13 protein-coding genes are annotated in these 14740 nt (G+C 66.9%); 8 read left to right on the top strand and 5 right to left on the bottom strand.

What is annotated here, in order from left to right; translation table 11 throughout:
• Positions 1 to 72: 72 nt before the first annotated feature.
• The gene (locus AC5Y4D_RS03260; RefSeq protein WP_499945914.1) at positions 73 to 1236 is read left to right on the top strand and encodes an LLM class flavin-dependent oxidoreductase; all 1164 of its coding nucleotides are present in this window, start codon (positions 73 to 75) and stop codon (positions 1234 to 1236) included.
• 25 nt (positions 1237 to 1261) lie between these two features.
• Here the strand turns inward: AC5Y4D_RS03260 and AC5Y4D_RS03255 are convergent, their stop codons facing one another.
• The gene (locus tag AC5Y4D_RS03255) at positions 1262 to 1726 is read right to left on the bottom strand and encodes an SRPBCC family protein (RefSeq protein ID WP_499945913.1); all 465 of its coding nucleotides are present in this window, start codon (positions 1724 to 1726) and stop codon (positions 1262 to 1264) included.
• A gap of 85 nt (positions 1727 to 1811) precedes the next feature.
• On the opposite strand from AC5Y4D_RS03255, the gene AC5Y4D_RS03250 reads away from it, so the two are divergent.
• From AC5Y4D_RS03250 to AC5Y4D_RS03230, 5 genes are read left to right on the top strand one after another with little or no spacing between them, the layout of a single operon-like run.
• Positions 1812 to 2675 carry a lysophospholipid acyltransferase family protein gene (locus tag AC5Y4D_RS03250; RefSeq protein WP_500036339.1) on the top strand — a complete coding sequence of 288 codons (864 nt, stop codon included), beginning with the start codon at positions 1812 to 1814 and terminating at the stop codon, positions 2673 to 2675.
• Positions 2676 to 2716: 41 nt separating this feature from the next.
• Complete coding sequence (locus AC5Y4D_RS03245; RefSeq protein WP_500036338.1) at positions 2717 to 3832, top strand: serine hydrolase domain-containing protein; 1116 nt, start codon at positions 2717 to 2719, stop codon at positions 3830 to 3832.
• A 21-nt stretch (positions 3833 to 3853) separates the two neighbouring features.
• Positions 3854 to 5131 carry a lipase LipD gene (lipD, locus tag AC5Y4D_RS03240; RefSeq protein WP_500036337.1) on the top strand — a complete coding sequence of 426 codons (1278 nt, stop codon included), beginning with the start codon at positions 3854 to 3856 and terminating at the stop codon, positions 5129 to 5131.
• A 28-nt stretch (positions 5132 to 5159) separates the two neighbouring features.
• Positions 5160 to 6983 (top strand): fatty acyl-AMP ligase, encoded by a 1824-nt coding sequence (locus tag AC5Y4D_RS03235; RefSeq protein ID WP_500036336.1) that lies wholly within the window; start codon positions 5160 to 5162, stop codon positions 6981 to 6983.
• The gene (locus AC5Y4D_RS03230) at positions 6980 to 7747 is read left to right on the top strand and encodes a YqjF family protein (RefSeq protein WP_500036335.1); all 768 of its coding nucleotides are present in this window, start codon (positions 6980 to 6982) and stop codon (positions 7745 to 7747) included. Before AC5Y4D_RS03235 ends, AC5Y4D_RS03230 begins: the two co-directional genes overlap by 4 nt.
• On the opposite strand, the gene AC5Y4D_RS03225 is transcribed toward AC5Y4D_RS03230, so the two are convergent.
• Entirely contained in the window at positions 7741 to 8193 is a 453-nt protein-coding gene (locus tag AC5Y4D_RS03225) for a hypothetical protein (protein ID WP_500036334.1), read from the bottom strand. The genes AC5Y4D_RS03230 and AC5Y4D_RS03225 overlap by 7 nt on opposite strands.
• Positions 8194 to 8212: 19 nt before the next feature.
• On the opposite strand from AC5Y4D_RS03225, the gene AC5Y4D_RS03220 reads away from it, so the two are divergent.
• Positions 8213 to 8689, top strand: a complete 477-nt coding sequence (locus AC5Y4D_RS03220) for a nuclear transport factor 2 family protein (protein ID WP_500036333.1) — start codon at positions 8213 to 8215, stop codon at positions 8687 to 8689.
• Here the strand turns inward: AC5Y4D_RS03220 and AC5Y4D_RS03215 are convergent.
• Positions 8686 to 9423 carry a DJ-1/PfpI family protein gene (locus AC5Y4D_RS03215; protein WP_499990718.1) on the bottom strand — a complete coding sequence of 246 codons (738 nt, stop codon included), beginning with the start codon at positions 9421 to 9423 and terminating at the stop codon, positions 8686 to 8688. The genes AC5Y4D_RS03220 and AC5Y4D_RS03215 overlap by 4 nt on opposite strands.
• Before the next feature lie 37 nt (positions 9424 to 9460).
• Positions 9461 to 10411: a GlxA family transcriptional regulator gene (locus AC5Y4D_RS03210; RefSeq protein ID WP_499990785.1), complete on the bottom strand. Its 951-nt coding sequence runs from the start codon at positions 10409 to 10411 to the stop codon at positions 9461 to 9463.
• Positions 10412 to 10521: 110 nt separating this feature from the next.
• Between AC5Y4D_RS03210 and tpx the strand changes: the two genes are divergently transcribed.
• Complete coding sequence (gene tpx, locus AC5Y4D_RS03205) at positions 10522 to 11016, top strand: thiol peroxidase (RefSeq protein ID WP_499990719.1); 495 nt, start codon at positions 10522 to 10524, stop codon at positions 11014 to 11016.
• Between the two features lie 5 nt (positions 11017 to 11021).
• On the opposite strand, the gene AC5Y4D_RS03200 is transcribed toward tpx, so the two are convergent.
• Positions 11022 to 14264: a LuxR C-terminal-related transcriptional regulator gene (locus tag AC5Y4D_RS03200; RefSeq protein ID WP_500036465.1), complete on the bottom strand. Its 3243-nt coding sequence runs from the start codon at positions 14262 to 14264 to the stop codon at positions 11022 to 11024.
• Between the last annotated feature and the right edge of the window lie 476 nt (positions 14265 to 14740).

Raw genomic sequence — 14740 nt, 5'->3', positions numbered from 1 at the left:
CCAGTGGGACTGTTCCGGCGGGCGTCCTCGCCGGGCTAGGGTTCGGTCAGCGTCGATCGCAAGGGAGCCCCGATGGCGAAGCTCAGGTTCGGATATTTCATCGCACCATTCCACCGCGCCGGCACCAACCCGACGCTCGCTCTACAGCGTGATCTGGAGTTCGTCGAACATCTCGACGCCCTGGGATTCGACGAGGCATGGATCGGCGAGCACCACTCGGCCGGCAGCGAAATCATCAGTTCCCCAGAGATATTCATCGGGGCGGCGGCTCAGCGGGCCAAGCGGATTCGATTCGGCACCGGTGTCATCTCGCTGTCCTACCACAACCCGCTGTGGGTGGCGGACCGGCTGATGCTGCTCGATCACCTCACCCACGGCCGCATCATCGGCGGGGTCGGTCCCGGATCACTGCCCACCGACTCGTCCATGATCGGGCTGACGCCCACCGACACCCGCGAGTTGCTCGAGACCAACCTCGACATCGTGGTCCGGCTGCTGGCGGGGGAGACGGTCAGCGCCAAGACCGCCACCCACCAATTGTTCGACGCCCGGCTGCAACTCGCCCCCTACTCAGACGGTGGGATTCCGCTGGCGGTCGCCGCGGTCGCGTCGCCGACGGGAGCACGACTGGCCGGCAAGCACGGCATCGGGTTGCTGTCCATCGGCGCGACGCTGGTCGTCGAGGGCTTCGACGCGCTGGCCTACCACTGGGGCATCGTCGAGGAGCGTGCGGCGAAATTCGGCACCCGCGTCGACCGCAGCAACTGGACTCTGGTGGGGCCCATGCACATCGCCGAAACCGACGAACAAGCCCGCGCCGACGTGAAATTCGGCATCGAACCCTGGTTCCGCTATTTCCAGAAGGTGGCCGCCTTCCCGCAGATGACGATGCCGGGGGACCGGCTCGACGAGATGATCGACATGATCAACGAGAACGGCGCCGGGGTGATCGGCACCCCCGAGCGTGCCCGGGAACAGGTCCAGCGGTTGTGGGATCAATCCGGTGGTTTCGGCTGCATGCTGCAGATGGGCCACGAGTGGGCCAATCCGGCCGCGACCAGACGCTCGGCCGAGTTGTTCGCCGCGGAAGTGATGCCGCACTTCCAGGGACAGGCCGAACCCACGTTGGCAGCCGCGGAACGCGCCGGCCAGATGCGTGAGGGACTGGCTCAGACGCAGTTGCAGGCCATCGAGCACATGACCAAGAAATACCAGGACGAGGTCGGAGCTCAGTAACCGCGAAAAGCGTTGTTCGCCAAGGCTACCGGGTAGGCGATTCGCGCTCGGCCGCCTTCACCAACTTGCCCGCGAAGTACTTGACCGCGCCGCCCATCGCGGCACGCGCGGCCGCGCCGGTCCCGCGCCCCTTCTCGGTGAACGACCCGCCCCAGTAGATATTGGTGCCGCCCGTTTGGGTCGGGGTCAGGACCACCTCGGCGACGTAATCGGTGACCGGCTGCCGGGATCCCACCAGCTTGTAGACGTGCCGGTAGTCCTGTTCGTACTCGACGGTTTCCTCCTGCACGAACACCGGCCACATGCCGAGCTTGCGGATGGCTCCGACCCCACCCGGGGCGGGGTCGCCCTGCCGCACCCAACTGGAGGTCATGACAACGGGCTTTGCCCAGGACGACCAGTTGCCACCGTCGGTCACCAGCCGGAACACAGTTGCGGGGGGCGCACTGGTGGTCTTGTTGACCTCGAATGTGAACTTGCGACCCGACATGTCAAACTCCCCGTCTCGATGAATGTCGCCGTGTACCCTACCGCGCGGCCGGTAGGCGACCCCGGGCCGGACCTTCGCAACGGAAGTGATTCCGTGCGGCCGCCGGCCGGGGCATACTCACCATGTGCCGAAAGCCGACGACGTCACCGAGTTGGCCACCCTCACCAAGGCCGACGTCGCAGCGGCGCTGAACGTGCTGAAGCCATTGCGAAAGTTGATCAAGCCCAAGGTATATGGCATTGACAACGTGCCGACCGAACGCGCGCTGCTGGTAGGCAATCACAACACGCTCGGCATCGTCGATGCGCCGTTGCTGGCTGCCGAACTGTGGGAGCGGGACAGATTGGTCCGCTCCCTCGGTGACCACGCCCACTTCAAAGTTCCCGGCTGGGGGGACGGGCTGAAGAGAATGGGCGTGGTCGACGGCACCCGGGAGAATGCCGCCGAATTGATGCGACGCGGTGAACTCGTGATGGTGTTCCCGGGCGGTGGCCGTGAAGTCAACAAACGCAAGAACGAACGCTACAAGTTGGTCTGGAAGAACCGACTCGGGTTCGCGCGCTTGGCGATTCGATTCGGCTACCCGATCGTGCCGTTCGCCTCGGTGGGCGCCGAACACGGCATCGACATCGTGCTGGACAACCAATCCCCGCTGTTGGCGCCGGTGCAGTTCCTGGCCGAGAAGCTGCTGGGGGTGTCCGACGCGCCGCCGCTGGTGCGTGGCGTGGGCTTGACGCCGCTGCCGCGTCCCGAACGGCAGTACTACTGGTTCGGCGAGCCGATCGGCACCGCTGAATTCCTGGGTCAGAAAGATGACGACAACGCCGCGCGCAAGGTGCGCGAACGTACCGCCGCAGCGATCGAGGACGGTATCGAACTGATGCTCGCCGAACGCGAAGCCGACCCGAACCGCTCCGTGGTCGGGCGGCTGCTGCGCACCGATGCCTGACCAGTCAGCGAATGGATGAGATTGCCCGCCAACCGATGTCGATGACGAATAGGTTCTCTCGCTGCCGGCGCGGCGCGGCGTGGCTGATCTCGGTGCTGGTGATCGCCGGTTGCAGTAATGCCCATGACGCGCCTGTCTCGGGGACCAGCACCGCGACCACGACAGTCTCCGGCGCCCAGGCCGGTAACAGCCAGCACGTGCTGGACTCCGCGGTCAAAGCCGACGGGCCGGGCTGTTCGGCCGCGGTGGGCATCGAGGGTCGTATCGCCTGGACCGGCGTCGCGGGTCTGGCCGACTTGAGCAACAAGACCAAGATCACTGCGGACACGGTCTTCGACATCGCTTCGGTGTCCAAGCAGTTCACCGCCACTTCGATTCTGTTGCTGTCCGAGGCGGGCAGACTCACGCTGGACGATCGGCTGTCGCAGCACCTGCCCGAGATGCCGCCGTGGGCCGCAAGCGTCAGCCTGGCCCAGCTGATGCATCACACCAGCGGGATCCCCGACTACTCGAACCTGCTTCAGGAGCAAGGATTCAGCTACACCGACCGCACCACCGAAACGCAGGCGCTGCAGGCGCTGGTGTCGGCGCCGGAGTTGAGCTTCAGGCCCGGTGCGCGCTACGAGTACAACAACTCCAACTACCTGTTGCTCGGCGAGATCGTGCACCGCGTCTCGGGTCGCGCGCTCGCGGACTTCATCGGCGCCGAGATCTTTCGTCCGCTCGGCCTGAACATGGCGCTCGAGCCTGTCGCCAAGGTTCCGAACAAGGCTGTGGCGTACACCAAGTCAGACGACTACCAAGTCGTGGACTTCAAATGGGAACAGGTCGGCGACGGCGGCATCCAGACCACACCAGGCCAGTTGGTTCGGTGGGCCGACAACTATCGGACCGGCAAGGTCGGCGGTCCACAGCTGCTCGACGCGCAGCTGGCCGGGGCGGTGGAGACCGAGCCGGGCGGCGGCGACCGCTACGGCGCCGGGATCCAGTCACTTGCCAACGGCATGCTCGATCATCCCGGGGTTTGGGCCGGCTTCGTCACCGCGTTCCGCATCAGCGGTGACCGTCGCACGGCCGTGGCCGTCAGCTGCAACGTCGACAATCAGGACCCCGGGGCCATGATCGACGCGCTGGGCAGCATCTGGATGCCGGGCTAGCAAGCTGCCATCATTCACGGTATGGCGCAACCGTCGATTCTCACCAGCGACAATGGTTTACCTTCCGGCGTGCAGGGCGCGTGTGATTCCCGCTTCCTGAATGTGACCCGTGCGTTCGCCGGGTTGTATCCCGGGCGCAAGTTCGGCGGCGGGGCTCTGTCGGTGTTCGTCGACGGCCGACAGGTGGTCGACGTATGGACGGGCTATTCGGACCGCAAGGGCGACGTGCCGTGGACCGCCGACACCGGCGCCATGGTGTTTTCGGCGACAAAAGGCTTGGCCGCCACCATCATTCACCTTCTCGTCGATCGCGGTCTGCTGTCCTACGATGCGCCGGTCGCCGACTACTGGCCCGAGTTCGCGGCCAACGGCAAGTCCGAGATCACCGTCAGCGACGTCTTGCGGCACCGCGCCGGTCTGTCGCACCTCAAGGGCGTCGACAAGGACACGATCATGGACCACCTGCTGATGGAGCAGCGTCTGGCGGCGGCCCCGGTGGACCGCGCCCACGGCAAGATGGCCTACCACGCGATCACCTACGGCTGGTTGCTCTCCGGTCTGGCCCGCGCGGCCACCGGCAAAGGCATGCGCGAACTGTTCCGAGAGGAACTCGCCCGCCCACTGAACACCGACGGGTTGCACCTCGGCCGGCCACCGGCCGAGTGTCCGACCAAGGCCGCGCAGACGCTGCTGCCCCAGGCCAAGATCCCGACCCCGCTGCTGGACTTCATCGCTCCCAAGGTCGCGGGGCTGTCCTTCTCCGGGCTGCTCGGCTCGATTTATTTCCCCGGCATCATGTCGATGCTGCAGGACGACATGCCGTTTTTGGATGGCGAGCTTCCAGCGGTCAACGGCGTGGTGACCGCACGCGCGCTGGCGAAGACGTACGCGGTGCTGGCCAACGACGGCGTCATCGACGGCACCCGGGTGCTGTCGTCGGAGGCGGTATCCGGGATGAAGGGCAAGGCCGAGCTGTGGCCGGACCTGAACCTGGGTCTGCCCTTCACCTACCACCAGGGTTACCAATCATCGCCTGTCCCAGGGTTTTTGGAAGGCTACGGTCACATCGGTCTGGGCGGGACGGTCGGCTGGGCGGATCCGGAGTCCGGCAGCTCGTTCGGCTACGTGCACAACCGCCTGCTCACGCTGCTGTTGTTCGACGTCGGGTCTTTCGCGGGGTTGGCTCCGCTGCTGACCAACGCCGTCAACGCAGTGCGCAATGACGAACCGCTACAGGTTCCGCAATTCGGGTCGGGTTACCACGACTCCGGTGAGCACGAGCCGGCGGCGGGGGAGTAGCCCAGCGAGCGGTTTATAGACTGCGGTCATGGAAGGCGGTGCCCGGCAGGAGCCAGCAGTGCCCGACGGCCTGCTCGAGATCGAGGATTGCCTGGACGCCGACGGGAACATCGCGTTGCCCCCGGACACGACGCTGATCTCGCTGATCGACCGCAATATCCGCCACGTCGGCAACGAGGTCGCCTACCGTTTCCTGGACTATGGGCGCCCGGGCGAAGCACACGCCCAGGACGTGACCTGGGCGCAGTTCGGGGTTCGGCTGCGCGCCGTCGCCGCACACATCCAGCAGCACGCCGGCCCCGGCGACCGGGTCGCGATACTGGCGTCGCAGAGCATCGACTGGGTCGTCGGCTACTACGCCGCGATCAAGGCGGGCACCATCGCCGTGCCGCTGTTCGCTCCCGAGCTACCCGGCCACGCCGAACGTCTGCAAACCGCGCTTCTCGACTCGAAACCGACCGTCGTCCTCACCACGACCGCGGCCAAGGACGCCGTCGAGAGCTTCCTGAAAACCGTTGCCGGGCTTGCCGAGCCGCGGGTACTGGTCATCGACCAGATCCCCGACGCGAGCCAGGACCTGTTCGTCCCCGTGGCGCTGGACATGGACGCGGTGTCCTACCTGCAATACACCTCCGGTGCGACCCGGCCGCCCGTGGGCGTGGAGATCACCCACCGGGCGGTGGCCACCAACCTGACCCAGATGATCCTGTCGATCGACCTGCTCAACCGGAACACCCATGGCGTGAGCTGGCTGCCGCTCTACCACGACATGGGCCTGTCGATGATCGGCTTTCCCACCGTCTACGGGGGCCACACCACGCTGATGTCACCCACGGCGTTCGTGCGCCGGCCGCAACGCTGGATCCAGGCACTGTCGGACGGCTCGCGGACCGGCCGTGTGGTCACCGCGGCACCCAACTTCGCCTACGAGTGGGCGGCGCAGCGCGGTCTGCCCGCCGCCGGGCACGACATCGACCTCGGAAACGTCGTGCTCATCATCGGCTCCGAGCCGGTCAGCGTCGACGCGGTGCGGACCTTCGAGAAGGCGTTCACCCCATATGGGTTGCCGCGCACCGCATTCAAACCCTCCTACGGTATCGCCGAGGCGACGCTGATGATCGCAACCATCGACCACGCCGCCGAGACCTCGGTGATCTATCTGGACCGTGAGCAACTCGGTGCGGGGCGCGCGGTCCGGGTGGCCCCGGATGCGCCCAACGCCGTCGCGCAGGTGTCGTGCGGCCAGGTGGCGCGCAGTCTGTGGCTCGTCATCGTCGACCCGCAAACCGGTTGCGAACTGCCCGACGGTCAGGTCGGCGAGCCGTGGCTGCAAGGCGACAACGTGGGACGCGGTTATTGGGGACGTCCGGAGGAGACGCGTGCGACGTTCGGCGCCAAGCTGAAGTCGACCCTCCCGGTAGGCAGCCATGCCACTGGATCCGATGTCGACGGCAACTGGCTACGCACCGGCGACCTGGCCGTCTACCTCGACGGCGAGCTCTACGTCGCCGGCCGGATCGCCGATCTGGTGACCGTCGACGGTCGCAACCACTACCCGCAGGACATCGAGGCCACCGTGGCCGAGGCGTCGCCGATGGTGCGACGGGGATACGTGACGGTGTTCGTCGGGCCGGACGGTTTGGTGGTCATCGCCGAACGCGCCACCGGCACCAGCCGCGCCGACCCGGCGCCCGCGATGGACGCCATCCGCGCCGCGGTGTCCAGCCGGCACGGCCTGCCGGTCGCCGACGTGCGTTTCCTGCCGGCCGGTGCCATCCCGCGAACCACCAGCGGCAAGCTGGCCCGCGTCGCGTGCCGTGTGCAATATCTGGACGGCACCCTGATCCGGTGAGCTTCACCCCGTCTGCCGACGAACCCGACCGCGCCCCGGAACTGGTGGGGTATCCGGTCACACCGCCGCCGCTGGTGCGTCCGGTCACCTTCGACCAATACTGGAGCGAACTGACCTTCATTCACTGGCCGGTGGCGCCCGAGGGCATCGCGCACCTGTATCCGCCCGGGACCCGTCCCGACGTCTTCGCCGACGGATGGGCTTACGTCGGCCTGGTTCCGTTCACCATGACCAGCACCAAATTGGGTGCGGCACTACCGCTTCCGTATTTCGGGTCGTTCCACGAGACGAACGTGCGGTTGTATTCGGTCGACGACGCCGGACGCCACGGGGTGCTGTTCCGGTCATTGGAAACCGAGCGACTGGCGGTGGTGCCGGTGACCCGGGTCGGTCTGGGGGTGCCCTACACGTGGGCGAAGATGCGAATCACCCGCTCGGACAACCGGATCACCTACACCAGCGTCCGGCGCTGGCCGCGGCGCGGGCTGCGCTGCCTGGTGACGGTCGATGTGGGCGACGTGATCGAACCGACGCCGCTGCAGGTGTGGCTCACTGCCCGCTGGGGCGCGCACACCCGCAAGGCGGGCCGGACGTGGTGGCTGCCGAACGATCACGTGCAATGGCCGCTGCAGGCCGCGCAGATCGTGGAATTGCACGACGAGCTGGTGGCGGCGGCCGGGGTCCAGCCCGCAGGAGACCGTCTGCCTGCGATGTTTTCCCGCGGTGTGCGAACGCAATTCGGCAAACCCTGCATCGTTCAGTAACTCAGCACGTGGAAATGTCCCCGGGGACAGCGACCTTCGACGCCGCTGAACGGCTCGTCGTCGAATTCCCGCCAGTCCCAGTGCTCACCGCAGTAGCACGCCGGGCAGTCGGGGCAGTGAAAGGGGGCATACGCGTGGCCCATTCGATACAGCGCCACGGCGTCACCGTCGGCGATTGCGTAGCCGAGCCATTCGACCCGCTCACTCGGCACCGGCTGCGTGATGACGCCGAAAAACGTCTGCACCAGCAACGCGGCTTGTTGCGTGGGCCGTTGCAGGACGTCCAGTTCGGCCAGCGCCTGCAAGGCGGACCCCGGCTCGTCCCCGACCGCGTCGGCAGGAGTCAGGAACTTGACCCGGCCGGCCAGGTTGCCGCAGACCGCGCAACTGAACCGGGCTTCGCCGGGCTCAGGGGCAGGCGTAGCCTTCATCTCCCGCCCGTCCATGGGCTCTAGTGTGTCCGGTATGGGCAAGTTCGCCAAAGCAGAGATCGAGCAAGCCGTCCGCAACTACACGACCGTCGTCGAAGGCTGCTCGGCGTCGGGCGATTGGCGTCCGTTCGCGGATCTGTTCACCGAGGATGTCGTCTACATCGAGCATCACTACGGGACTTTCCACGGCCGCGAAGAGGTGCGCGAATGGATCGTGGCCGTCATGGCGCCGTTCCCGCACATGCGATTTCCCGCCGGCTGGACCGCCTACGACGAAGACAACGACGCCGTGGTCATCATGATCAAGAATCTGCTCGATCACCCCACCGACCCCGACGGCGAACCGTTCTGGTTCCCGAACTGGACCCGGCTGGTCTACGCCGGCGACGGTCTGTTCTCCAGTGAAGAGGACATCTACAACCCGAACCGCGACGCCCCCGGCGCCGTCGACGCCTGGCTGGAGGCCGGCGGCCGGTTCGCGTCCAAGAAGTTTCCGGAACCCCGCACTTAGACGCGGGCCAACGACCGCTTGCGCCGACGCGTGCGCGCGACCTGCAGTGCGCGGTCCCACGCCAGCAGCGTCGCGGCCTTGAGGGTGGCGGGTGCGGCACTGTCCTTGGACAACAACGCCGTGGCCGCGGCTTTGGTCGTAACCGACGCCTTGGACATGTGGCCCGAGTCGAACGGCGGCTGCGGGTCGTATTCGAGGGCCAACTGGATGGCCTTGGCGCGCGCCTGGCCACTGATCTGGCCGGCCAGCCAGAGCCCGAGATCCAGACCCGCGGACACGCCTGCGCTGGTGATGATGTTGTCCTCGTGCACAATTCGTTCGTCGGCGACCGGCGTGACGCCGAACGCCTTCAGCGCGGGCAGGGTGATCCAGTGCGATGTCGCGCGCCGATCCTGAAGCAGGCCGGCGGCCGCCAGGATCACCGAACCGGAGCACACCGACGTGGTCCAGCTGGCAGTCTGGTGAGCTTGACGCAGCCAGCCGAGCAGCTTCTCGTCGCGTGCGTGCACCGGCGTCCCCGGACCGCCCGGCACCAGGATGACGTCGGGCGAAGGTGTTTCGGCCAGCGTGTGGGTGGCGCCGATCACCAGCACGCCGGAATCGGCGGTGACCGGCCCGACCTCGTGCCAGACGAAGCGCACCTCAGCGTGCGGCAGTTGACGCAGCATCTCGTAGGGGCCGATCATGTCCAGCGCAGTGAATCCCGGGTAGGCCACGAAGGCGATCTGGGTCATGGGTGTTCTCCTTGGTTTCTCGAGCAGACGCTGGCGATCAGGCGAACGCCTTGCGGTACTGATCAGGTGGGATGCCGACGCGCCGAATGAAGTTGCGCCGCATGGTTTCCGCGGTGCCGAAGCCGCACCGCGACGCGATCGCCACGACGGTGTCGTCGGTTTCCTCGAGTTGCCGGCGCGCGGCCTCGGTGCGCACGCGTTCGACGTACTGCCCGGGCGCCTCCCCGACCTCTTCGGTGAACACCCGGGTGAAGTGCCGCGGGCTCATCGCCGCCCGCCGCGCCAACTCGTCGACGCTGTGTGAACCACCCGGTTCGGACTCGATGGCCTCCTGCACATCCCGGATCGACGTCCGTTTGGCCCGCGGCATCCACACCGGTGCGGCGAACTGGGTCTGCCCGCCGGGACGCCGCAGATACAACACCAGCCAGCGGGCGACCGTCTGCGCCACCTCGGTGCCGTAATCGTCCTCCACCAGCGACAGCGCCAGGTCGATCCCGGCGGCGACGCCTGCGGCGGTCCAGATGCGTGCGCTGCTGCGGACGAAAATCGGGTCGGGATCGACCTCGATGTCCGGAAACTCAGCGGACAACCGGTCGGCGAACGCCCAGTGCGTGGTCGCGCGATGCCCGTCCAGCAATCCGGCTTCGGCTGCCAGGAAGGCGCCCGTGCAGACCGTGACGATGCGGCGGGCGGTTCGGGCCACCGCCTTGATCCAGTCCAGAAACTCGGGGTTGGCCCGTGCAGCGTCGACGCCGCCGCCACCCGGCAGCACGACGGTATCGACCCGGTCGCGGGGATCGGGGAGCGGCGCGGCGGTGAAGCCCAACCCCGCGGCGGTGCTGATGGTTTGTCCCTCCAGCGAGGCCACGAGAACGTCGTAACCGCCCTGAGTCAGCAAAGATGCACCGGTGAACACTTCGTAGGGCCCGATCAGATCAAGCGCCTGCACTCCCGGGAAGCCGGCGATGACGACTTTGCGTGCCATGCGGACAGTCTTGGCCATGCGACACCATGGCGTCTACGTCATGGTGCCCACGAATCAGGACATCAGGACCCGATCAAGGGCGGCGGGGCGCTGCTTGGCAGACTGTGCACATGGCACAGATAACTTTGCGCGGAAATGCGATCAACACCGTCGGCGACCTTCCCGCCGTTGGCTCCCCGGCCCCGGCATTCACCTTGACCGGCGGCGATCTCGGCACGGTCAGCAACGAACAGTTCGGCGGTAAAGCCGTGTTGCTGAACATCTTCCCGTCGGTGGACACCCCGGTGTGCGCGAAGAGCGTGAAGACGTTCAACGAGCGCGCCGGTGCCACCGGCGCGTCGGTGGTGTGCGTGTCCAAGGATCTGCCGTTCGCCCAGCAGCGGTTCTGCGGCGCCGAGGGCACCGAGAATGTCACGACCGCCTCGGCGTTCCGGGACAGCTTCGGTGAGGACTATGGCGTCACGATCGCCGACGGCCCGATGGCCGGGTTGCTGGCCCGCGCCATCGTGGTGATCGGCGCCGACGGCAACGTCACCTACACCGAACTGGTGCCCGAGATCGCCCAGGAGCCCGATTACGACGCCGCGCTGGCCGCGCTGGACTGACAACCTCAGCCGCGCCGTGCCGCTTCCTGGGCGAGCTGCACCCGCGAACTGAACCCGAGCTTGGTGTAGATGTGCGTCAGATGCGCCTGCACGGTGCGCGGTGAGACGAACAACCGTGCCGCGACTTCTTTGTTGCCCAGGCCCGCACTGACCAACCTGGCCACGTCGAGTTCCGCGCGGGTCAGCGAGTCCCAGCCGGTGCTCGCGCGGGTGCGCTCACCGCGGCCGCGGCGGACGTAGGCGATCGCCTCCTCGATCGTCACGGCCGCACCCTCATCCCAGGCGGCTTGAAACTCGTTCTCGCCCAACTGGTCTCGGACCGCGGCGAGCTGACTCTCATGATCGGCTTCGAGCATCGGGAATCGGACGACACCGGTGGACTGGCGTGCGGCAGCGGCAATTCCGAACAGGCGTGCCGCTTCTCGCTGATTACCGGCCTCCGCCGCAAGGTAGGCCAGGCATTCGAACGCCTCCGCCACACTCATGTAGCCGTGGGATTGGTCCGCCACGATGAGTGCCTGGAGCGCATCGTCGCCGGCTTGCTCGAACTCGCGCTGCGTGATCGCGACGCGGGCTCGGGTAGCCAGCGCCGCCACCAGCGAGATGTCCTTTGCCGCCGCCACCACCTCGTCGGCACGGCGGCGCGCTGCGGCGAGGTCGCCGCCGAGCAACGGCAATGCCGACACCACGTAAGTGACCACCGTCGCGGGCGTTATCGGGATGCGCTGCAGTGCCGCTTCGTATGCCTCGCACGCCCCGGTGATGTCCCCCCGGAACAGCTTGATGAGGCCGATCGCCGAGTAGCCGACGCGGTCCACGAGTTCGCCCGGTTTCGAGCGATCGTCCAGAAACTCATCCATCGCCGCCTGTGCGCCGTCCACGTCGCCTTGCCAGACCAGCGCAAAAACCAGATTTATCAACGCGACTGATCGGCAGAACACATCGCGGGCTGTTGTCGAATCGACGATGACCTCGCGCAGCGGGGCGGTGGCCAGCCTCACCTCGCCCCGATCGGTGTGCGCGGTCGCGAGTGCCAACCGACACACCCGTGCGGTGGACTGATCACCGATCGCTTCGGCAAGTTCACGACCTTCGGTCGCCGCGGCACGGATGGCGTCGTGGTCACCCACCACCATTCCGGCTACCGATCGCCAGCCCAGAATCCCGCTCAGTCGCCATTGGTCGCCGAGTTCGCGAGCCAGCGCGGCGGCTTCGACGAAGTCCGCTCGTGCGACGTCGGCGTCATAGGCGTACGCGTTTCCGTGCGTCACGAGCGCCCGCATGAGCACATCAGGCTCGGCGATCTCGCGTGCCAGGGCAAGCCCCTGTTCGGCGATCGGCGCGCTGTCGGTGGTGCCGAGATAGGCGAGTATCAGACCTTTGTCGGCCAGTGCCCGCACGCGCGCCGAATCATAGTCAGTATCGGTGGTGGCCTCGGCCGCCAGCGCGGCGTCGAGCAGGGCGAGACCTTCCTTCAAGCGCCACCGCGAAAACCACAGTGGCTGAAGGCATGCCGCGAGCCGCAACGCCGGCACGCTGTCACCGTTCTCCAGCGACCAGGCGAATGCGGCTCTGAGATTGTCGATCTCGATCTCCGCCTGCTCGAGGCGCTGCGCATGATCGGCGCCGCCCGGTGCGTCGAGCTCGGCTGCCAGCGCGGTGTAGTAGTCCCGATGGCGGGTGCCGATGCCGTCGGCCTCGCCGGATTCGCCCAATTTCTCCAGCGCATATTGGCGGACGGTCTCCAGCAGCCGGTATCGCGTTCGGCCGCAGCGGTTTTCAGCATTCAGTAGCGACTTGTCCACGAGCAGGGTGAGTTGGTCGAGCACCTGGTAGCGTTCCACGCCGGCCTCGGCGGAAATCGCATGGGCGGCGGGCAGATCGAAGCCGCCGAGAAAGACGGCCAGCCGCCGAAACAGCACCCGTTCGCTATCGGTGAGTAGGGCATGCGACCAGTCCACCGAGGCATGCAACGTCTGCTGACGGCGCACCGCCCGGCGAGCGCCGCCGGTGAGCAGGCGGAAGCGATCGTGCAGTCCGGCGAGGATTTCGTCGAGGGTCAGCGCCCGCACCCGCGCCGCGGCGAGTTCGATGGCCAGCGGCATGCCGTCGAGCCTTCGGCAGATCTCGGTGACCGTCGCGGCATTGTCCTTGGAGACAGCGAAATCCGACTGCGCGCGGCGGGCGCGGTCGGTGAACAACTGGATCGCTTCGTCGGCCAGCGACAACGACGGCACCACGTAGGTGACCTCGCCGGGCACCCCGATCGGTTCCCGGCTCGTGGTCAGCAACCGCAGCTCCGGGCACGCCCCGAGGATCGCCGTTGCCAGCGATGCGCTCGCATCCAGGAGATGCTCACAGTTGTCGAGCACGATCAGCAGGCGCTGATCGGCGATGAATCGGATCAGGGTGTCCGGCGTCGACTGACCGGACTCGTCGGGTAGGCCCAGCGCGCGAGCGGCCGCCACCGGCACGACGTCGGCGTCGGTGAGGGGAGCCAGGTCGACGTACCACACCCCACCGGGCATCCGAGGGGTCAGTGCCGCTGCGACCTCGATGCCCAGCCGCGTCTTGCCCGACCCGCCCGCGCCGGTCAGTGTCACCAGCCGGTTGGCGCTCAGCAGCTCACTCAGCTCGGCTGTCTGCCCGGCGCGCCCGACAAAGCTGGTGAGTTGCATCGGAAGGTTCTGCGTCGCAGACGTTTTCGCAACCCGGAGGGGCGGGAACTCGTTGCGCAGGTCCGGATGACAGAGCTGCACCACCCGCTCGGGCCGGGCGAAGTCCCGCAACGGATGTGAACCCAGATCCGTGAGCGTGACGGCTGCCGGCAACTGGTCGATGACCAGCAGCTCGGTCGCTCCGGAGAGCACGGTTTGACCGCCGTGCGCGAGGTCGCGCAACCGGGCGGTGCGGTTGATCGTCGAGCCGATGTAGTTGCTCTCGTCGCGCAACTGCACATCCCCGGTGTGGATGCCGATGCGCAACTTGATCGGCGCCGGCGCCGTTTGCTGCAACTCCAGCGCGCAACTGAGCGCGTCCACGGCGCGGCCGAACGCGATCACGAAGCTGTCGCCCTCACCCTGTTCGACGGGTCGCACACCGTGATGGGTGGCGGTCGCGTCCGAAAGATGGCGGTCCAGGCGCTCGACCGCGGCCCGCATCGCGTCCGGGTCGGTCTCCCACAGTCGGGTCGAACCCTCGACGTCGGCCAGCAACAAGGTGACGGTTCCGGTCGGAAGCTCACTCATGTCTGCGTCCAAGTCCAGATCGGGCAGGCTGGTTTCGGTCATGCTAGCCAGCATGCGGTGACCTGCGGCTCAAATCATCAGCGAAATCGCCAATTGACCTGGCGTCGGCATGCGTACGTGCACGCCGCGGACGGGCGTCAGGGGGTGGTGTGCGTTGTCATTTCCGCGGCACGCGGCTGGAGCGGCGGATTGGTACCGGCCGGGCACCCCGCGAGCATGGTCGCGGGGTGCCCGCTGTCATCACCAGGCCCAGCACCACGCGAACCGCCAGGATTCGGTGTTCGTCGGTCATGCGCGCTCCCTGAGTCCGCGATCGTGATTTGTGGGATATTAGCGCTGCGGCACGTTATCGGGAATAGCCCTTTAGGAATTAATGGGGAGTTCTTGGACAGCCAGGTCGGGTATCCGGGAATTGGCAGGACACGTGTCCACTCGCAATCGATCTGATCGTTGGGAGCTGTTGCAAGACAGAGTCT

It is taken from the genome of Mycobacterium sp. NGS67 (genome assembly GCF_059812185.1).
Note: the sequence above shows the minus strand (reverse complement) of the source record. Positions and strands in the feature narration are given on the sequence as shown.

Bases quoted from the DNA above. Each gene is read 5' to 3' on its own strand.
- AC5Y4D_RS03215 (WP_499990718.1), bottom strand. From the start codon at position 9,423: ATGACCCAGATCGCCTTCGTGGCCTACCCGGGATTCACTGCGCTGGAC.
- AC5Y4D_RS03220 (WP_500036333.1), top strand. From the start codon at position 8,213: ATGGGCAAGTTCGCCAAAGCAGAGATCGAGCAAGCCGTCCGCAACTAC.
- AC5Y4D_RS03225 (WP_500036334.1), bottom strand. From the start codon at position 8,193: ATGGACGGGCGGGAGATGAAGGCTACGCCTGCCCCTGAGCCCGGCGAA.
- AC5Y4D_RS03210 (WP_499990785.1), bottom strand. From the start codon at position 10,411: ATGGCACGCAAAGTCGTCATCGCCGGCTTCCCGGGAGTGCAGGCGCTT.
- AC5Y4D_RS03245 (WP_500036338.1), top strand. From the start codon at position 2,717: ATGACGAATAGGTTCTCTCGCTGCCGGCGCGGCGCGGCGTGGCTGATC.
- AC5Y4D_RS03235 (WP_500036336.1), top strand. From the start codon at position 5,160: ATGGAAGGCGGTGCCCGGCAGGAGCCAGCAGTGCCCGACGGCCTGCTC.
- tpx (WP_499990719.1), top strand. From the start codon at position 10,522: ATGGCACAGATAACTTTGCGCGGAAATGCGATCAACACCGTCGGCGAC.
- AC5Y4D_RS03200 (WP_500036465.1), bottom strand. From the start codon at position 14,264: ATGAGTGAGCTTCCGACCGGAACCGTCACCTTGTTGCTGGCCGACGTC.
- AC5Y4D_RS03255 (WP_499945913.1), bottom strand. From the start codon at position 1,726: ATGTCGGGTCGCAAGTTCACATTCGAGGTCAACAAGACCACCAGTGCG.
- AC5Y4D_RS03260 (WP_499945914.1), top strand. From the start codon at position 73: ATGGCGAAGCTCAGGTTCGGATATTTCATCGCACCATTCCACCGCGCC.
- lipD (WP_500036337.1), top strand. From the start codon at position 3,854: ATGGCGCAACCGTCGATTCTCACCAGCGACAATGGTTTACCTTCCGGC.